This is a genomic window from Candidatus Xenohaliotis californiensis, from assembly GCF_963930935.1.
Taxonomy (GTDB): domain Bacteria; phylum Pseudomonadota; class Alphaproteobacteria; order Rickettsiales; family CAWVOK01; genus Xenohaliotis; species Xenohaliotis californiensis.
In genome coordinates, this window is sequence record NZ_CAWVOK010000023.1 from 1 (window position 1) to 21,211 (window position 21,211).

At 31.9% G+C, this 21,211-nt stretch carries 11 protein-coding genes; 9 read left to right on the forward strand and 2 right to left on the reverse strand.

The annotated features are described in order from the left end of the window. Window positions 1-393: 393 nt before the first annotated feature. From AABI72_RS02470 to AABI72_RS02480, 3 genes are read left to right on the forward strand one after another with little or no spacing between them, the layout of a single operon-like run. Window positions 394-5,298 carry a hypothetical protein gene (locus AABI72_RS02470; RefSeq protein WP_338364070.1) on the forward strand — a complete coding sequence of 1,635 codons (4,905 nt, stop codon included), beginning with the start codon at window positions 394-396 and terminating at the stop codon, window positions 5,296-5,298. Window positions 5,299-5,338: 40 nt separating this feature from the next. After that, window positions 5,339-8,944, forward strand: coding sequence for a hypothetical protein (locus AABI72_RS02475; RefSeq protein WP_338364073.1), 3,606 nt, complete (start codon window positions 5,339-5,341; stop codon window positions 8,942-8,944). Continuing rightward, entirely contained in the window at window positions 8,934-9,452 is a 519-nt protein-coding gene (locus AABI72_RS02480; RefSeq protein WP_338364075.1) for a hypothetical protein, read from the forward strand. Before AABI72_RS02475 ends, AABI72_RS02480 begins: the two co-directional genes overlap by 11 nt. Window positions 9,453-10,167: 715 nt before the next feature. On the opposite strand, the gene AABI72_RS02485 is transcribed toward AABI72_RS02480, so the two are convergent. Next, entirely contained in the window at window positions 10,168-11,313 is a 1,146-nt protein-coding gene (locus AABI72_RS02485; protein ID WP_338364077.1) for a hypothetical protein, read from the reverse strand. Between the two features lie 120 nt (window positions 11,314-11,433). Beyond that, entirely contained in the window at window positions 11,434-12,279 is an 846-nt protein-coding gene (locus AABI72_RS02490; RefSeq protein WP_338364079.1) for a hypothetical protein, read from the reverse strand. 308 nt (window positions 12,280-12,587) lie between these two features. On the opposite strand from AABI72_RS02490, the gene AABI72_RS02495 reads away from it, so the two are divergent. The 6 genes from AABI72_RS02495 to AABI72_RS02520 all read left to right on the forward strand — a co-directional run bounded on the left by AABI72_RS02495 (window position 12,588) and on the right by AABI72_RS02520 (window position 21,195). After that, window positions 12,588-13,922 (forward strand): type II and III secretion system protein family protein, encoded by a 1,335-nt coding sequence (locus AABI72_RS02495; protein ID WP_338364081.1) that lies wholly within the window; start codon window positions 12,588-12,590, stop codon window positions 13,920-13,922. 3 nt (window positions 13,923-13,925) lie between these two features. Continuing rightward, window positions 13,926-14,381 carry a hypothetical protein gene (locus AABI72_RS02500; RefSeq protein WP_338364083.1) on the forward strand — a complete coding sequence of 152 codons (456 nt, stop codon included), beginning with the start codon at window positions 13,926-13,928 and terminating at the stop codon, window positions 14,379-14,381. A 442-nt stretch (window positions 14,382-14,823) separates the two neighbouring features. Next, complete coding sequence (locus AABI72_RS02505; RefSeq protein WP_338364085.1) at window positions 14,824-16,041, forward strand: NADP-dependent isocitrate dehydrogenase; 1,218 nt, start codon at window positions 14,824-14,826, stop codon at window positions 16,039-16,041. A gap of 85 nt (window positions 16,042-16,126) precedes the next feature. Then, a complete protein-coding gene (locus tag AABI72_RS02510) occupies window positions 16,127-16,426 on the forward strand; it encodes a VirB3 family type IV secretion system protein (protein ID WP_338364087.1) in 300 nt (99 codons plus the stop codon). A gap of 4 nt (window positions 16,427-16,430) precedes the next feature. Further along, entirely contained in the window at window positions 16,431-18,836 is a 2,406-nt protein-coding gene (locus AABI72_RS02515) for a VirB4 family type IV secretion/conjugal transfer ATPase (RefSeq protein WP_410520600.1), read from the forward strand. After that, window positions 18,829-21,195, forward strand: coding sequence for a type IV secretion system protein (locus AABI72_RS02520; protein ID WP_338364091.1), 2,367 nt, complete (start codon window positions 18,829-18,831; stop codon window positions 21,193-21,195). Before AABI72_RS02515 ends, AABI72_RS02520 begins: the two co-directional genes overlap by 8 nt. Window positions 21,196-21,211: the final 16 nt, after the last annotated feature.

Sequence of the window (21,211 nt, forward strand, 5' to 3'; positions counted from 1 at the left end):
ATCTGATGATATATTACCAAAAAATGGAGTGTATAAATGGTCAAAAATTATACATTTTTTAGGTAGGAGAATATAAATTTATGCTTGATAAAAAATAATATTATTTTATTAAATGTTCAAAATTTATTGCTTATTAAGCTTTCCAGCTTTGATTACAATATTTATTTTAATTTTTTTAATTAATCATGGTAATAAAACTATAATATATTTAACTAAGTTTTAGATAAATAAAAGATAGTTAATTAAAATAATTTGTTTAATTTATTTCAAAGTATATTCAATTAAATTTAATCAATGATTTATTTTTTATGAATATAAAAATAAATTTATTTTGCAATAATAATTTTACTCTATATAATTCTATGCTTTAGAAATAAAATTAGGTTTGATTACATGGATGGAAAACAAGAAGATTATCAAACAAAAAAACGTTTTTTTAATAGAAAGACAAAAATGAGAACATCAACAACACGGTATAAAGATGCAGTAACAACTGATAGTCCAGAATTTAAAAGTTTTACGGAAATTACTTATAGTGCCTTGAGTAAACTTGCTGACAAGGATTCTGATGAAGTAGATGAGATAGCTGATATAGTTACAGAAGCTGAAAAAATGCTTGAAGAAATGCAAACCAGTGAAGTGAAAAAAAGATTTATTCCCTCAATGAAAAGTGCATTAAAAGGTATATGTAAAGAGAATACTGATATAAGAGATCGAGATCAAATATTAGATAGACTTGGAGATCAAGCAGATATTGCTAGTAAAGCAAAAGATCAATACACTGTTGCATTGAGTAAAGGTTTGTCTAATGGAGTTAAAACTGTTGACATTCTTAAGAGTTGCCATGCAGACTTGAAAGCACTATCAACAGCTGAGGACTTTCATAATGCTTTTAGAGCCAAGGCAGTACAAGATTCTCTAGTTTTTACTAATGGAGTTATATCTAACAATATAAATAGTAGCAAAAAAGAATGTCATGAAAATTTATTTCCACTATATGCAACACATACACATGCTACTTATATTGCTAACAATGCTGTTCATTCTGATTTAGATGATGATAATGCTCTTGAAGTTGATTTGTATAGAGTTCGTCAAAAACATGAGGCAGAGCTTGAACAAACATTAAAACAACTTGTTGAAAGCGCTCCAGATACTTCTAAAACAACTGCTACTACTAGTGCAGATAAAGCTAAAACAATTTGTATGCAATTGCGCAAATCAACTGCAGATTTTATGAATTCAGAATTTTGTTGGAATGCTAAGAGTAGACTTTTTATAAGGAACAACATAGATAAAGTTGCAAAATGTCAACAAATTGATCTAGCAGAAATAAATTTTGAAGTTTCTGATGTTTTTAGAGGTGTAGATAGTATGCAAGAAGCAAGAAATTCATTAAATAGGGAATGTAGTAGAATTGTAATGAAGCATACTAAACAAGGGGATGTTGATAAAAAATCTGTTATAAAATTTCTAGAGAATACAGAAGTTGTTCATTGTGTGAAAGAATTTACTGATTTTACTGCAAAACGATTACAAGCTCATGCTAGTTGGCAAATAGAATTTTTAACTGGCAAAGAGATAAATCATGAACTTGTGGCAGACTTTACCTATGCTGCTGTTGAGGTAGAAAAGTACAACATGATGCATGGCCATGAATCTGTTATGCATAAATTTTTCTTAAAAAGCAATTTGTATAATCCAAAATCAGTAGATAATAATGAAGGTATTGCACAATTTGCATCAAAGGTTTTTATTGTTTCTGGTCAACAAGGACATCTATCAGAAGCTGTAAAAATGCATATTGAAGATAAGGAAAAATCTGGAACACCAACAGCAAAAAATATTGAAGATTTATTACATGTTCTTGATAGAAAGCATGGTAATTTATCATCAAGACTAGAGCCTAAAGGTGAAGTTCAATTTACTAGTGAAGCAGCAAAAAGTTTTACAATGATAGATCGATTCATGGGTGATTTTTATAGAAGTAATAATCATTCTCATAGAAATAGACCAGAAGCAGCATTTGGTAGTCTTCCTGTGGATTTTAGAAGATTACAAGAAGAAATTCCAGCAGAAGGAAAGTCCCCACACCGCATTCTCAGTGGAATTTTTGTTGATGCGCAAAAATCTATAATTCAAAGAGATATAGCTAGTGTAGCTCATCGTTCAAGATTTGCTGAAGTTGTAACCACTCCATTTAGAGCTGGTGATCATCAAGTGGTTGATTATGATGAATTATTTACGTTACCATCAAAAACTAGTTATGGTAAACTAGATAATCCACATGCAGCTGTAAAACCACAATATGCTGTAACACTTCTCTATGAAAATTCATCAGCTGCTGCTGCTGCTCTTTCAGATGCCAAGCACTCTCATACTGCCTTGGGTCCAAGATATTTTATGAGCGTTGTTGATGGAAAATTATACAATAGAGAAGTGCATAATTTTAAAAGAAATGGAGGTTATCTTGCATCAGAAAAGATTAAGGATGATGATTCAATATCACAACTTCATTCTTTACTATCAGGATTTCATAATAGTCTTTCATTAGCTGAAAAAGAAGGTGATAGTGCTAGAATTGCTGATGCAAAAAAAAATATAGAAAAATATAATAAAAAGCTGGAATTAATAAAAGAAGCCCCAAGACCAAAGCATAGAACTTTAGAAAAATTTGAACATCAAGATATATCCTCAACATGTAGACATGTTGCTGTTCAATTATACAACAAAATATCTTCTGCAATTCCCGAGAAAAAAGATGAAAGATTAACTGAATCCATTGACTGTTCTGTAGATGAACAAAAGAGTATAATAAAACATGTAGAAAAAATACTTAAAGATACAGAACTTAATGAAACACTGAGAGAAGATATTTTTGTTAGATCTGCAGGAGTTTTACATAAAAAATTTGATGATTTATTAAGTGATGATAAATATAGAAAGGCTGTTACCAATCCTTATCTAAGAGATCAGCATATGTGGCAAATAACCCAAGAAAATATACGAGGCTCAAGAGAGAGTAATAGATGGCATAAAAAATTTTCTGAAAATAGTCCATTTAGCAAATTGCATAGAGCTGTGAATGACTATGCATGCTTTCATGATCATTTTTCTGATTTTTTAAAAGAAGAATATCTAAAAAAACATTCTATTACTGAAGTTCAGGCAGTAAATACAGTATTTGCTGGTGAATTTTTTGCTGCTGATTTAAGGTTGATTAATGATAAACATAAGAAGCTTAATGTAATTACTTCAATGGAGATTGATGATGTGCAAAATGTAATGGATGCACTTAATAATGCACGCAAAAAAGCAGTCTTACATTATAAAGGTTACTGTAGTCTTCCTTTTTCTGATGAAGATAGAAAAAATTTTTTTTCCAATCCAGCAAAAGTCTTAGAGAAATCTAAACATGGTTGGGCTGTTTGCAAGTGTGCAAAAGAGGGCAGAGTAGAAAATATTGTGCAATCTTGCACAAGAGATGTGTTGTCAGAAAATGATTCTAAAGCTTTATCTAAGCTAGCTTCATCAGTACATGATAGTTTTTCCGAATTTTCTGAAGCAACAGAACCTCGTGCATCGAGAGTTATAAAGTCAATTGATGTTTTAATGGCAGAAGCTCAGAGTTGTTTCTATGACCATTTAACTAAACAGTTAGAAACTCCAAGAAGCATTATGCATTTACCTGACAGGCAGAGTATTAAGAGAGTTGCAGATAGTTGGAGTGAGGTATCGAAAAGAATTGCTTATTATGAAACAAGACATACAGTGATGGTAAGAAGAGATTTTTCTGTTGAGGATGATGAATCAAAAGTTGCTAATACTGTATTGCAGAAAAGTGTTAATAATTTTTCTCGCAAAGTTATTGTTAATATTAGTGATGCAAAAGATATACTAGGATCTGATTTTGATACTGACCCACACCTTAGAGATATTAGTGCAGCAGATATGCATAATAATCAAGTAGTTCTTTTGATGTCATCTGACGCTATGTTAGAGCTTACACCTGAAGAATACAAAAAATTAACTGGTGAAACCTATAAAGCTAAAGAATCTTTTAGAAAAATTAGAGGTAATATTGTAGAAATAACTGATTCAAATACATCTAGCAGCAAACAATCTGGGACTATTATTTTACAACCAGTAGATAGGATGAATGCCAGAAAATTGGCTTTAAATAGAGAAATGACTACTCAAGATGTTATTGACTGCAGAAGTAGCGATCAATTGCTTGAAGGAATGGATGAGGGCAGTGGAAATTTAGACTCAAAATTGCACTATACAAAAAATGAAGATGTTAAGAGATCTTGTGAAGATTTATATGTATTATGTGGTAAATCTTTAGTTAATGATATGAATGAATTGCTTGATAAGATGGAAAGTGATAGACACTCAGTTGTCTTTGAAGCAGAAGAAAATGCTTTAGCATATAAAAGACTGCAAGAAAAAATGCAGCAGTGCACTAACTTAATGCTAAGATTTAAACATTTTCCAGATGAAAATTTTTCCCAACAATTTACAGAATGTCAGCAAAGAGTATTGACAAACTTTGAATTAAAAGATTTCACTAATGGTAATTCCAAATTTCAAGAGGCCATGGGTTCTAATACTGCTTGTACTAAAGTATTTCATAGTGTAGATCAGCTTTCTTTAAATACGCCAGCAGATTTTAGATTTCATGCTGCGAGATTTGTGGGTACTGTAGATGTGATTGTAAAAAAGCAATGGCAATTAGGAAGCATACCAGGGATAGAGCGCTCTGTGATTGCAAATAGTGGTAATATAAAATCTCTTGGCACTGAAACACTTGCTGAAGTACTTGACACTGAGTATAATATATCAAAAGTACTACCTAGTACCCAAAATCTAGGCATGGAAACTGAAGGAACAGAAATTTTTCAGTATACACCTCTTGATGTAGAGGAAAATAATACTAGGGTAATGGAAGCTAGAGTGCTAGGCAACATTACTTATTATGAAGGTTTTGATGAAGCAACTAGTGTTGATGATTTTATGCATCAACAGGAAGAACAGTCATTAAGGCATGGTACTACTTTAGAGAAAGGAATTATTCAACAAAAAAAGCAATATTTATCAGCAACAGGCTGCAGTAAGGCAAAATTTGCTAGTAGAAATTATTTTAGTGATGATGTTGATGCTGATGTTGGTGGCAGTTCACAAACAATTAAAGTTCAAGTTCATAATGATAATAAAGAAAAAATACCTCAAACATTAATGAATGCAAAGAGAGCGGATGCAGCTGTTGCTAAAAAAGTTGCCGTTACCGCAGTATAATAATTATTAATTTTAAAAAATTTTATTTACAGGTTATTTTATGATGCAGTCAACAAAGGAAAGGATGAAAGAAAAAGCAGATAGAGATGCTGCTAGAGAATTAGAAAGAAAGCAACGTGAAGATATGCAGGCAGCACGTAAAGTTGCTACTGGAGAATTAAAAAGTAAAGAAGATGCACAAAAAATATATTCACCTCAAGAAGCTAGAGATAATGCTTCTGCTCAAACTTTTAGGAAACAGAGAGATGAAGATGTACGAGAAATACGTAGTGCTGCTGCTGCAGATTTAGAGAGAAAAAAGGATGTGCAAGCACAAAAAGATGCTCGTGAGACCAGTATTAGAGATGCTGCTGCTAGATCTTTAAAGGAACGTAAAGCTGAAAATGTACAAACAGCATTCATAGATCAAAAAAGAGATGATGCTTCTAAGGTAGAGACTAATAAAGGAGTAGTTGAAGCTGAAAAATTAAATACACCTTCTAATTTTTCTGAAGACTATGCAAAAGAAGTTCATTATCATAAAATGGAAGATCTGTCCAAATTAGAATGTTATACAAGATCTTTATCAATTAATATGAATGATCCTAAAAAGAATATACATTCAAAAAGTGGAGTTGCTAATAATAATAAGATTGGTGTTAATGATCATGCTATTTATGAGCTTGAGCGTACTGAAGTTGGTGAGCCAGAGAAAGTATCAGACTTTATTGATCCCAAGCGTATGACTTTATCAGAAGTTGGATTGTGTAGATTTAATGAACGAAATTTTGGTGAATATAGACATAAAAAACTTAATGGTAATGGATTTGTTAGTTTTGCAACTACAGAGTTTACACCAGGATATGAATCTGAGATAAGCAGAATGTATTGCCCAAGTTCTGTTGATCATCGAGGTGGTTCTACATATGGTGCACATGGATTTGTTCCATATGAACATACCATGAGCCATATGCAATCCCCTAAAAGATCTCATGGTACAGAACATTGTGCCTTACATGTAGATGCAGTGCATGAAGGTAAGGCAGTATTTGAAGTACATGGAGATACTAGATATAAAGGATCTGTAGTGCAAGATGTTATAAAGGGCAAAAAATTTAGCAGTTATTCAATAAACACAGGTTATTGTACTATAACAATGAAGGATCATGGTAATGGCGCTTCAGATATTGTTGAAAGTAACAAGTTAAATATTCTTGCCCCACATCCAGCATCTTTGGAGTTGGCAAGTGAAGAAAAAACAATGAAGTTTGCTGACAAAAAGATTGCAAATGTTAGACCTGGAACTCATTTTGAGCGTGTAAGCAATACTAGTTTTAAGTTAGATGTAAAAGAGCTACAAAAAGCCCCTCGTGATGATTTTAGATCAGATAAACTAATGGTATCTTATAGCAAAATTTCTGAATATAGAGACACTGTTGCTAAAGATGAACAAAATGCTAATCATTTTGTTTTTTCTACTTCAGGTAAAGTTGAAATGTCAAGAGCAGATCTCCAAGCATCTGTAGGATCAGCTTACTACCATAACAATGTAGGTCTTGGTGCAGATTACTGTTACCTAAAAAATGGAACAGTTCCTGTTACTTGGAGCAGTCTTGATTCCACTACAGTAAGCTCTCATGGCACGGCTAATTTTGATGCAATGGAGTCACGTGATATACAAGTAGCTCGTGATAAAGTTTATACACTTACACAACCAGGCAATGCAACTTTGTTGTTTTTTAATAAAAATGCCAGCAGAACTGAAAGTGCTACTAAGGACAAAACAGTTAGTGAGTATAATTTAAAAGATACAATGATGCCAAAAGAACAATTATCTGATTTAGATATACATGAAAATTTTGCAGCACGAAGAGCAGTTGAAGATTCATACGAACATTTTCATAATGTAGCAAATACTGCTGTTGGAGAGTATGATAGGGGTGCTGCTGTAGAATACAGAAATGCTGCAATGCATACATTGCAAAAAGAATGTATTAATCCAGAAAAATTATTTGCAAATCCAATGCAGGATATTCTGCCAACTACAGATAAAGGTCAGCCAATTGATAGCGTAATGATGCAACATATTGGTGCCTCTAATGCTAATATGTATTACCCTTCTGGTGATTGCAATAGGGATAACACGTGTGTTATGTTGACAAAGAATCGTACTTTTATACCATATTCTTCTTTAAATACTGATTCTGAATATAGAGCTGCCATGGATCAAATTTTTACCAAACCTCAAGAGAGATTAGCTGTACTAGGGGAACCACAAGGAACAACAGTAGAATGTTCTATAGAATCATCTTGTACTAAAGGCAGCTCTGCAAATTTTTTAAGTGTTAAGAAGATACATGTTTATCAAAATGAATCTTCTCAAACCATTGTTAATGAAGAACTTTGTAATGCAATGCATTCAGAAAGAATTCCTATAAAAAGTGATACTGATTTTCTTAGAGTTTTTAAGGAAGAACTTAAGGAAAATAATCCAACATCAATTTTGAGTGATGTTGATTATAGTGAAACTCATAAACATATCACTTTAGCAGAAAAATTTGCTGCAGATGGTACTACTATTTCAGAACCAGGGCATAATATTTCTAATGTACAATTTTTAACCAGAAAAAAAACAACATTAGAACCTAAAAGAAAAGGTCTGTTCCTCAGAAAAAAACACTTTAAGGAGGTTGTTACAGAAGAAGAAAATGCTACAAAGGCAATGCAAGGATATAAAGACCCTCAATATTGTCAGTCAAATGCAAAATACACTTTTACAGTTGGTCTTGACAAAAAAGTATCATCTTGTTTTGTAAATTCAGCACAATATAAGTCAGATGATATACCTCTAACCAATGTTTGGCATATTGAAGAAAGAGGCTCGGTTGCTGAAAGAGAATTTGGCTTGCAACAAGATCCAGATAATAAATATGATGTGAAATTAAAACATAACCAATCTTTTAAAAAATTATCAGATGTTTATACAGCAGCAAATAATTCCAGAACTTGTGAAGATGATGCTGCAGTTTGTAATACAGTAGGAACCACACTAAATAGATCTGGAATTCCTTCTACTGTAGGAGAAAGTCAACAGGAAGGAAAATCTTATGATGTGAGAGTTAGTGTTGTAAAAGGTGGATGTGATGATATGGCTCATCTTAGTAGAACATGGTCAGAGGTTGGTAGTTTAGGCTATACTAGCAAGCATGATGGTCAGTATTCAGCTGAATGGCATAGTGCTACAAAAGAGCGTAAGATGGATGTTAAGAAAAATATATTTAAAAGTGCAGGAGAAATAGAAAAATCTCTATATCTTAATGATAGCACCACTGTAGGAGATGCTAAAACTTTACAACAAGCTGCTGGAGAAAATGTACCTGGAAAAACAGTAAGTGCTTTAAGTACACAATTTTCCACTAAAGATCATGATATAGCAGAAGCAGCAGTGCTAGAATTAAGTAAAGAAGAAAGATTGCAAGAAAGTTATCAAATAACTTCAGAAAGGTTTGATAGAACTCCTCTTGAGGATATTTCTAGCACTACAGCTATTACTGCAGATCAAGGAGCTATAAATGAAGGATTTTCAAATTCTGCAGAAGGTTTTGATGCTAAGGCTACCACAGCAGCAGTTTTTACTGCAGATCAAGGAGCTATAAATGAAGGATGATGCCAAGGCTACCACAGCAGCAGTTTTTACTGCAGATCAAGGAGCTATAAATGCAGAGGGTTTTGATGCCAAGGCTACCACAGCAGCAGTTTTTACTGCAGATCAAGGAGCTATAAATGCAGAGGGTTTTGATGCCAAGGCTACCACAGCAGCAGTTTTTACTGCAGATCAAGGAGCTATAAATGCAGAGGGTTTTGATGCCAAGGCTACCACAGCAGCAGTTTTTACTGCAGATCAAGGAGCTATAAATGCAGAGGGTTTTGATGCCAAGGCTACCACAGCAGCAGTTTTTACTGCAGATCAAGGAGCTATAAATGCAGAGGGTTTTGATGCCAAGGCTACCGCAGCAGCAGTTGATGCCACAGTTATAGGAACTTCTAAAGAAAGAGTAACTAGCCATGATCCAAAATTTAACACTGTAGAAAAAAAACCATCAAGTAAAGTGCATAAAGCTACTAAAGAAAAAGCAAAATCTAAAAAGAAAACAGAAGAAGCATTTTTAGCATAAAATAATGATAGATTTATTGTAAATGAAAGTATCAGGCATGCCATAGCTAACATTATGGCATGTCATGATGTAATGATAAGTATATTTAATTTTATAAAAAATTAATACAAATAAACTGTTTTTCAATGCATAAGTTTTTACTAAAACAGCATTTTTAATTTTAATAATACTGTGCTGATAAATTTTATGGCACTGTAGCTATTTCTGTCATTAATTCTATTAAAATAGTATATGCTAATATTTTAGTACTGCAGTAACAACCATTATAAAAATTATTGTTTTAGGAAAAATAAAATAATTAAATCAATGGTTATATTAATTCTGATGATATTTAATAATCAAGAACTCTAATTGTATCCTATAAAGACCATAGAGTAATATTTGAGTCAATTGATAAATATTTTTATAAATTATACAAATAGATCTTCTTTTTTTTAAAAACTAAAATTTACAAAAGATCTAAACAGTATAGCAATAAATATATAACTTAACTTGAAATGGCACAAGTCATCATGATTCAGAATGCTATAAATTTAATGCTCTTGGTATACAAAAAGCTGCTAGATATCTCAAAAATTTTTACTGAAAACTAACTCTGTGGGCAATAAATTTTAGAAGTACTAACATCTCTTTTGTCCTATTATAATACTTCATTAAAATATTGAAATAATATAAAAGATATAAGCTCCAAGTCTAGTGCTGTGCATCCCAACTATTAAAGTTCTGACAGAGTGTTTACATACTGGATGTGATAAAAATGTTTATACAAAACCCTAATAGCACTATACTCATCGGCAGGTTTTACCAAAAAGATTTTACTATTTCCACACTCTCTAGTAGCAAATACTCTAATCCCACTCTGCATTAGTAAGTTCAAGATATTCTGCAAAGAAAATATCATATCTAATGAAACCACTGATACTTCAGTCATACAAACAACTTTTCCAGATAATTTCATTTTGTTAAAAATTGTAGCACTTGGTTTTTGCATATAAACAAACATTATTTTTGGTGTAGTGACTGAGTTTGCAATATAGATGTTTTGATGTAGTCCAGTTAATAATTCAGAATTATTTGTAATGCAAGCATATATGTTGCATCTAGAACAAAGCATTATTTCACCACCACTACTGTTAGCAGTTAGCAATGTACCATCAGTTTCCTCAAAAGAAGGTAGAATTTCTATAGTTAAATTGTGTTTCATTGCATCATTAACTGCTTTATGGTGTATAACTTTTGCACCTAATAAAGCAGCCTTGTTCATTAAAGTATAATTTAGTTGTGTAAACTTATGTGCTCCTAAAACAATCTTAGGATTTGCAGCATAGATTCCATCCACATCAGTGTATATTTCACACTTATAAGCATTCAAAATACTGGCTAGCTTGGTTGCTGTAATATCAGAGCCACCACGACCAAGTGTGGTAATATTATAACTATAACTAATGCCTTGAAAGCCAGCAACTATAGGCACAACACCTGCTGCTATACAATCTTTCAATTGTTTAACATTGATATCAATAATATCAGCATCTCTGTGTAATTCATTAGTTATGATAGGCAGTTGCCATCCCATAAATGAACGTGCCTTAACACCTATTTTGATTAATGTTATTGCTAGAAGTGCTGCATTAATTTGTTCACCTGTGGCTAACACTACATCCTCTTCACAAAGGCTAATTTCACAACCAATGTTGGCTATATGTTCTAATAAGGAATTGGTTTGACCAGATGCAGCTGACACAACCACCACTACATTAAAGCCATTTTGTATATCCTCAGTAATTACCATAGCAGCATTTTGTAATGATGTCTCATTGTAGAGTGAGGTGCCCCCAAACTTTTTTACCTTTGTGATCATAAAATGAACAAAACTATAAAAATAAAATATTATTATCAATATACAGATTAATTACAATACCAATCACCACTAATAAGCTAACTTGAGTTTTATCCACCAAAAAATAAAAATATTTTAAAATTATATACTTTTACTACCTTGTTTTTCTGTGGTGTGTGGTGTTTGGTTTGCAGATGTAACTTGATTACTGTTTTTAAGGTCAATTCTAGACATAGCACTAATCTCTGCTGCATCTAAAACAACCTTTATTGCATGATCCAATGCTTGTGCATCTTGTAATATTTCATGCTCTGTTTGACTAACTCCTTCTTTTAGATCTTTGTTAATCTCCCTTTGTTTTTCAATCTTAAATTCATTCATTTCTTCCTTTTTTGCCAAATCATAACCAGCATTATGTCCTGTTTTTTTACTGCTTTTATTAGATTGGGTTACAATTTTTTGTTTATTGCTTTTAAGTGTATTTTTATTATTATTCTCATGTTGTTTAGTAGCTTTGTTTTTTTTACCTGTTTCTTTTAGACTTTTGTTTTCTGATACAGCTGAAATCTTCTGACCTATTTTATGTAGCTTACCAGCAACATCTTTTTGTTTAGACTGTATTCCTTTTTTTGAAATTTTTTCTAGCTCAACATTTTTTTTTACTGCCTCTCTTAAGTTAGTAATATATGACTTGTTGTGGTTAATTTCTGCAGCCATTTTTTGCAAATCTTTCATTATTTGCCCATCATGCTCGGATCCCTGTTTAATTTTTTCCTTAAGCACACCCATAATTTTCTCATACAGATTCATGTTTTTATCTTCAATTTCATTAATAAATTTTATCTTATCTGCAGCCGACATGCTAAGCCAACTATCAATAAATTTTTTATTCATGTGCTTTTTTTCAGCATTTGCTATTGAATATTTATTACTTGAAACAAGAGTATGCCTTAATTTTGAGATTAGGTTATTTAATATGCTGCCCATTAACAAAATTACATAATTTATAAACTATTAACTATCATAAAAGAAAAAAATTAAAACTTTATAACATATACTTTTTAAATTAAGATCTAATTAAATTAAAGGAAACAAGATTATAATATATAAAAATAAACTTTAATAAAAATAATAACAAAACGCTTTTTATTAAAAACAATAGTTAACAGCCAATTAATTTAGAAAGGTTCAAGTCTGTATATGTTGACACAAAATAAAATATATCTTACAGCTAAAAATATCATTAGATAATGAAATAAACCTCCAATATGCTATTAAAATATCTTCCATTTTTAATGTTTATTTTGTTTCTTTCCAATAATATATTTGCTTCAGCATATATAAATATGCCAGTTGGCAGGGATGAAATATACTCAACTAATCAAGACATAGCATCAATTTCTATAGGTAATAAAGATTTAATAGAAGTTACTAAACATGGCAATAGAAGACTTTCTGTGCATGGTAAAAAAATAGGATCAACTACTTTATCACTGTATAGTGACCATGATAGTGTAATAGAAAAAATTAACATCAAAATTATACAAGATTTACCTAGTATTAGACATGCAATTAATAACATGTTTGCAGATGAAAAGGTTGGGATAGATTACATGAATGATAGTATTGTTTTAACTGGTAAGGTTTCTAGCGAAGATGCTGCACAAAAAATTTTGCATATGACTCATAAAATATCTAACGAACATGGGTCTGATAAGATTGTTAATCTTATGAAAACAAGCTCCAATCAACAAGTCATGCTACGTGTACGTGTAGGTGAAATTAAAAAGAATGCTACGCAAATGCTAGGCAGCAATCTTTCAATTAAAAATGAAGATATTAACTCCAAATTATTAAATAGTGAATTTAACTCTTCAACAATACTTGACACTGGTTTATTCCAGTATCAAAATGCAGCATCACTTTTATATAAAACTGCATCAGATATTGTTTTTAAAGTTATGCTATCGGCTATGCAGACTAAAGGTTTATTTAAAGTATTAGCTGAACCCAATCTTGTTGCAATATCAGGTCAATCTGCTAAATTTCATGCTGGAACTGAAATAGCTATACCAACTGCACAATCATCAGGGGTCAATACCACAGAATTTAAACCAGTTGGTGTCAGTGTGTCATTTACTCCCACAGTTCTATCAAATGATCGTATACGCATACTGGTTGAGCCAGAAGTATCAGAAATATCTAAAAAAACTAGTTTTAACACACCATCTGTAGCTGTTGGTAATGTAAATTTTGTACCAGATATAAATGTAAGAAAAGCAAGCACTACAGTTGAATTAGCACCTGGGGAAAGTTTTATGATTGCAGGATTAATTAAAAATGAGGCACACAGTAGATCATCAAGCATACCATATACATCAAGAATACCAGTTATAGGATCATTATTTAAAGCTGCTGACTATGCTGAGGAGTCAAGTGAGTTAGTTATATCAATAACCCCATATATTGTTAATCCTGTTGATGATGGTGATATAAGACTGCCAGTTGATGATTATCAATTTCCAAGTGCATTGCAAGCAATAATTATGGGTAATAATGGTGGCTATCGTAAAATAGCCAGCAAAAAACACTCACCTTTAGAAGGGCCATATGGATATATAATGGATTAAAATATGTACAAAAAATTTTTATTACTACTAATTATAGTGTATGCATCACAACTATGGGCCATAGCTACAGTTGAGAGTTTAGCTAAAAAAATACAACGTTACCATGATATAGAAATAATTGATCAGAATGTAATCAATAGTGTTATATCTGAGCTTAATGAATGGTTATTAGCTGGCAGAATAGCTAGGATAAGTCTATTTTGTACTGAAAACAATATGCCATGTGAGAGTGTACAAATATATCTAAAAGACAAAAATATACCATTTAGGCAGCTTGTCAACAGAACATCTGGTAATGATAAGTTAAGAATTATATACCATGAAATTGTACAGCATAATAAAAAACGTAGAGAATTAGGTCATTCGGTAGCACATAATATGCTACACAGTATGTCCAACCTTGAATCACTTGCTAAGTCAAACAAAGTACAGCATTATGACACTAGAAACAAACATTAACTTGTTATATCATGCAAAACAATTATGAAATGATCATAATGTTGACTCAAGAAATGAGTTAAACATTAAGTCAAGATGCTTAGTATAACTAGATTGTTATTTACTTTAAGCCATAAAAATTAAGTTTTCATAGTTCTTTAATTGCACTTTTTATTTATAAATGAATATATTTATGTTAGAAAAAATTTTTTTATTAATGTTGGATGGACAGTTATTGAGTTGGAGTAAATTTTAGAACTGGTAAATTTCTCTCAGGGAATTTAATTGAAGGAATCAATATAAACATTATGTAAATTTTTTGTTAAAATATTTATACATGATTTAGTTATTTTATTAACTATAGAAATAAAGCAATCAAGATTTACTATAAGCAAGCTATAATTAGCTTTACCAGCAATTAATCTTTTTATTATAGCATATGTTTTTGTAATAAATATAACCAATGAGTAGAAAATATTTTGATAAATATATACCTATAGTTGAAATAGATGGCGATGAAATGGCACATGTAATGTGGGACATGATTAAGAAATATTTAATATTTCCTTATATTGATTTAAATATAAAATATTTTGATATAAGTGTAGAAAACAGAGATAAAACAAATAATAAAATAACTACACAAGCTATTGAAGCTGTAAAAAAATATGGCATAGGTGTTAAGTGTGCAACCATAACACCTAGTGTTAATAAAAAAATAGAACTAAAGATAAAGAATGACCTGCCATCACCTAATGCCTCTCTGCGTAATGAGCTTGGTGGAACAGTATTTCGTCAGCCTATATTATTCAACAACATTAAACCATTGATAAAGAATTGGCAAAAACCAATAGTAATTGCAAGACATGCTGAAGGTGATCAGTATAATGCATATGAATGTATTGCTGAAAGAAATGATATTGTGCAGTTAGAAAAAAAATCTAATGGCATGCAGAATATTATTGCATATTATAAAGCTGATACATTAAGTACTTTTTTGCTTATGTGCAATAATCAATACTCTATAAAATCTTTTGCTCATGCATGTTTTACATATGCTATAGAGAAATCTATGAGTGTTTTTTTATCTACTAAAAGCACTGTATCTAAAATTTATGATGGTTTGTTTGAGCAAACATTTAACAATCTTTTTACAGCAAAATTTTCCAGACAATTTGCAGCAAAAAATATATCCTATGAGCATCGCTTAATTGATGATATGGTTGCTTATACAATGCGCTCTGCTGGTGGTTTTATATGGGCATGTAAAAATTATGATGGTGACGTCCAGTCAGACTTCATAGCACAAGGATTTGGTGGTCTAAGCCTTATGCAGTCATTGTTAATAAATAAAAAGAAGAATATTGTACTTGCTGAAGCAGCACATGGTACTATAGCTAGACATTTCAAGATTTATCTTAAGGGAGAAGAAACTTCAACAAATCCTATAGGATCAATATTTGCATGGACAGCAGGAATCAGGCAGTATGGTATTGTAAACAATGATAAAAAATCTATTGAATTTGCCTCATTATTAGAAGATGCTTGTAAAAAAACAGTAGAAAAAGGTTGTTTTACTAAAGATATTGCAAATTTTGTAGGTATAAACGCTAGTCAATCAATGACAACAATTGATTTTATAAAAGAAATTAATTTTGCTATAAAAAATAGCTTTGGTTAATAAAACACTAACTAACAAGCATATTGTCAATAATATTTGAAATTCCAAATTAATTATGCAATGATTATTTAAAAAATCATCAACAATGAGTGAAAGTGGTTCATTAGAGTTAGATATGCTATCAAAAGGCCTTACTAGGCCACCTATGATTTTAGGTGTTAGTATAACATTTTTTACACTAAACATGACTGTAACAATGATTGTCTATGTGCTTACTCAACGTATGACTTTGCTATTTATAGTTTTACCCGCTATACATGCACTTGGTTATATTATTTGTTTTAAAGAGCCATTATTTCTAGAACTCTTTCTTATTAAAGGACAAAAGTGCAGTATGTGCAGAAACAAACGCTATTATGGTGGTAACTCTTACAATGTTCTTTGATGATCTGTTAAATTTCCATCAATACAAAGGTAAAAAATCTAGAGTTATTGACCATGAAATAGATACTAAAAATTTTTTACCTTATGAGCACCACTGGAACACTACAACTATTATTACTAAAAATGATTGGTTACTAAAAGTAATTAAACTTAATGGTTTTTCATTTGAAACGGCAGATGATGAAGATGTTGATATTAGAAAAGCAATGAGAAATCAAATTTTTAAAAGTATGGCATCTGGTTCTATTGGGCTATATTTTCATATAATACGCAGATCTCAAGATATTTTCTCTAATGAGTTTGGTAATGAATACTTGGATAATTATTTTATTGATGAATTGAATGAGAAATGGCGTAAAACACAAGAGCAAAAAGTGGGTTTTATTAATGAATTATATATAACTGTTATTAGAAAGTCGGACACAAAAGGTATTGCAATTCTTGCCCATCTTATTAACAAATTTAAACAAAGAGCTTCAAAAGGTGCATGGGAAGAGAGTATGAAAGAAGCTCATGAGGAGCTTGAAGAGGCAACTACTAGGCTTTTGACAAGTTTTCGTGACTATGGGGCTAGAGTGCTTACTGTAAAACACACTAAATATGGTGTTGCATCTGAAATAATGGGATTCTTATCTAGTATATTAAATGGTTCTTTCAAAGAGAGTATAATGATAGATCCACTGCTAACAATAGCAGAGCAACTAGCAACAAGTAGAACATGCTTTTCAGGGAAAACTATTGAGGTTTTCACTCCACAGGAAAAAAAGTATGCTGGAATAATAAGTGTAAAAGAATACTCTCAGCATACATCAGCTAATATGCTTGATGGATTTTTACAAATACCACATGAATTTATAATGTCTCAGTCATTTCAATTCATTAACAGACAGATAGCTATTGGCAAAATGCAGCTACAACAAAACAGAATGATACAAACAGAAGATAAGGCCATATCACAGGTAGCAGAGATCAGTAAGGCAATAGATGATGCCACAAGTGGCAGAGTTGGTTTTGGTGAGCATCACATGACTGTAATGTGTTTTGAGAAATCTCTACGTGCCCTAGAGTCAGCAATGTCTCTAGTTGATGTAGAAATGGCAAATACTGGTATATATCCATCTAGAGAACGTGTTAACATGGAACCTGTATTTTGGGGTCAAATGCCATGCAATTTTGATTTTATAGTACGTAAATCTGTTATAAACACACTTAACCTAGCAAGTTTTTCCTCACAGCATAACTATCCAGTGGGAAAAAAACATGATAATCATTGGGGTGATGCTGTAACAGTATTTAATACTACCTCTGGAACTCCATTTTTTTTTAGTTTTCATGTTCGCGATGTTGGTCATACAACAATCATAGGACCAACTGGTGCTGGTAAAACCGTGCTAATGAATTTTCTCTGTGCACAGTCAATTAAATTTAAACCTAGAATTTTCTTTTTTGATAAAGATAGGGGTGCAGAGATATTTATACGTGCAATAGGTGGCATATATACTGTTATACAAAATAGAAAGGAATCTGGACTCAACCCTTTACAACTTGATGATACTCCAGATAATAGAACGTTTCTTATGGAATGGCTACAAACTTTAGTAACAGTAAATGGTGAAAAAATAGATGCAGGTGATATAGCAACATTAAGTGATGCTATTGATGGTAATTTTAAACTAAAAAAAGAAGATCGTTGTTTAAAAAATCTTGCCCCATTTCTTGGTATAGGTGGTTCAGATAGCTTATCAGGCAGGATTGCTATGTGGCACTCTGATGGCTCACATAGTACTATGTTTGATAATCCAATAGATGAAATAGACTTTAATAAATCCAGCTTTTTTGGTTTTGAAATGGGTCAAGTACTTAAAGACAAAGCTGCACTTTCACCTGTACTGTTGTATATATTTCATAGAATTAACATTTCTCTTGATGGCACACCCTCTATGATTATTTTAGATGAAGCATGGGCATTAATTGACAACCCAGTATTTGCACCAAAAATAAAAGATTGGTTAAAAGTTTTGCGTAAACTTAACACTATGGTGGTATTTGCTACACAAAGTGTAGAGGATGCCTCTGATAGTGCTATTAGTGGTACACTAATTCAACAAACTGCCACACAAATATTTTTACCAAATCTAAAGGCTACACAAGCATACAGAACAAGTTTTATGCTTAGCCAAAGAGAATTTATTCTTATCAAAACCACAGATCCATCAAGTAGATTCTTCTTGGTTAAACAAGGAATAAATGCTGTAATAGCTAAATTAGATCTAACAGGAATGGATGAGGCAATCACTGTGCTCTCTGGCAGAAGTGAAACTGTAATTTTGTTAGATACGATACGCAAAGATGTTGGCAATGATCCAGCTGTATGGTTACCAATATTTTTCCAAAAGGTGGCTGATGCATAAAGTTATATTTTTTTTAATAATTTGTTTAAGTGCAATAAATGTAAGTTATGTGCAAGCATTAAGTGAACCTAGGATTACAGGTAATAGTGGTAAGGCTGTTGATGTACATTCAAAATTTGTCTCATCAGATGATAAAAACAAGATGATGTCTGAATATAAAGCACAACTTGTATCTAGGGTTAATGGTACTTTAGGTTTGGATGTAGATCATTATGAGTGTGATTTAGCAATAGTAACAGTCCTTATTGCCGACATGTTATATCCATTTGTAGGCTCAATGCTTGGTGGGGCAGGTTTAGTAATGGGTCCAGCATTACTAGGATCAGCAAATGACATAGCATGTTGGTGGTCTGTTGTTAGAAATCCAGTAGCAGTATACCCTGATGTTATAAATCCTAATAGCATAGAAAAAATGAACTCAGGTCATTATAAAAAAATTGCTCATACTAGTCCTGATGCTAATGTAATTATATATACTTCAACAGATAACTATGAAGAAGCTGTTAGGTCTAGTATGAGTGAATATTTAACAGTTTGCCAAAGATTGCCACTGCCTGTTAACGTTCTTACTCCACAAAATTTAACAAGTGAGGAGATTATTTTAAAAGACAGTGAAGCACTACAATGGCTATTAAAAAGAAGTGGTGACTTGAAATGTGCTAAGGGTAAGGCAGGTGATTCAGTTACAATAAATTCCACTGTATTTGATATATATCAGCTTGGTGATCGTATATGTGCTAAAGTTGTCAGTGCACTTGGAATTCCTACTTCATGGCCGCAAAATACGGTTGGTTGTCATAGAACTCCTGTATCTGGTGTTGCACCAATGTGTCCAAGTTCACTGCCAATAACGAATGCAGAGAATGTAATTGTTAGCTATGATAACACTGGGTGCTATAGTTGCTATATATCACCAGCATGTTATAAGGAAGAGCTTAGAGTTGCACAATCACCATTGCCAATTGCAACATCATTAGTTCAATGTTTTTTAGAAACTGTAACTCTTATAGTTACTGGATCACAAGGTTCTAGTGGTAGTATGCATGCTTGTGTTAAAGGTGGCATGTTATATAATGCACAAAAAAAACTTTTTCAAACTTTACAAGCACTGTTAGTACTATCCCTTACATTGTATGGTATAAAAATAATGATGGGGCAAGATGCACCTAAAAAGCAAGATGTTGTATCTTTAGTTCTTAAAATAACTTTAATACTATATTTTTGTGCACCAGACAATGGAGGAATGAGAAAATACTATAAATACCTGCAAGATTTAACTGTTGGTTTGGCGGATATTTTGATAGCTAGTTCAGGTAATCAATCTATATGTAATTATAAAACAAGTGAATATGTGCTTCCTGCAGATGCAAGTCAAATGTTTAGACAACATGTTCCACAACTAGCACTATGGGATAGATTAGATTGTCGAGTTATGCATTATCTGGGAACACCAGCATTCACATTAGATGCAGCAGTTAAAACAGCCATTGAGCGTGGTAATCAGTCTGTGCAAGTTAGCAAAAAATTTATGTTTTTTATTATACTAATCCCAGCAATTATTACTGGGCAACTTATTGTTTTTATTGCAGCTGTTGTAATAGTTGTTTTTGTTTTTGCTATGGTAGTGTGGGCACTACAAATATACTTACTTTCTGCATTAGCACTTGCAATTGTAGTTGTGGTTTCTCCACTGTTTATTCCTATGGCATTATTCCAGTACACTAAACCATTTTTTGATAATTGGTTAAAAGAACTTATAGCATACACTCTTTATCCAGCGCTCTTAATAGGATATTTAGGTTTCTTTTTTACGGTTATTGATGAAATATATTTTGGTGATTTAGTTTTTGAACGCGTAAGCCAAGGTGGTACTAAATCTGTTTGGTTTACCTTAGCTTCTACTGGTAGTAATGCACATCTATATGATGATGCATTAGACACTAACACTCCATTAGTACTAGGTATAGCAAGTGGATTAACAATTAAAACTCAAATAATAGCAGCATTTTTACCTATTGCAATGCTAGGAAGTGTGGGGGTAAAAGTGCTTTATCCTATGCTTAAGATGGCCTTAGCACTTTTAATGTTTATGTTTTTTAACAGAATAATTGTTACTATAGTTGGTGAATTATCTGGTGGCTCAAGATCTGCAATTGAGATGGGAAGTAGTGCACAAGATCCATTAAAGACAGTAAAACAAGTTGCAAGCGTGGCTCAAAAAGGTGCTAAATTAGCTAAAAAAGGAGCACAAAAAGCTAAAGAAGGAATCAAGAAGGCAGCAACAAAGAAAAGAAGTGGTGGTAGTTCAGGAGGTAGTAGTGAAGGTTCTGCTACTAAGATATCTAGACTTAAAAAATAGTAAACTATGCATAAGT

Coding starts and splice junctions, on each gene's coding strand:
- AABI72_RS02505 (WP_338364085.1), top strand. CDS start 14,824: ATGAGTAGAAAATATTTTGATAAATATATACCTATAGTTGAAATAGAT.
- AABI72_RS02490 (WP_338364079.1), bottom strand. CDS start 12,279: ATGGGCAGCATATTAAATAACCTAATCTCAAAATTAAGGCATACTCTT.
- AABI72_RS02480 (WP_338364075.1), top strand. CDS start 8,934: ATGAAGGATGATGCCAAGGCTACCACAGCAGCAGTTTTTACTGCAGAT.
- AABI72_RS02500 (WP_338364083.1), top strand. CDS start 13,926: ATGTACAAAAAATTTTTATTACTACTAATTATAGTGTATGCATCACAA.
- AABI72_RS02485 (WP_338364077.1), bottom strand. CDS start 11,313: ATGATCACAAAGGTAAAAAAGTTTGGGGGCACCTCACTCTACAATGAG.
- AABI72_RS02470 (WP_338364070.1), top strand. CDS start 394: ATGGATGGAAAACAAGAAGATTATCAAACAAAAAAACGTTTTTTTAAT.
- AABI72_RS02495 (WP_338364081.1), top strand. CDS start 12,588: ATGTTTATTTTGTTTCTTTCCAATAATATATTTGCTTCAGCATATATA.
- AABI72_RS02520 (WP_338364091.1), top strand. CDS start 18,829: ATGCATAAAGTTATATTTTTTTTAATAATTTGTTTAAGTGCAATAAAT.
- AABI72_RS02510 (WP_338364087.1), top strand. CDS start 16,127: ATGAGTGAAAGTGGTTCATTAGAGTTAGATATGCTATCAAAAGGCCTT.
- AABI72_RS02475 (WP_338364073.1), top strand. CDS start 5,339: ATGATGCAGTCAACAAAGGAAAGGATGAAAGAAAAAGCAGATAGAGAT.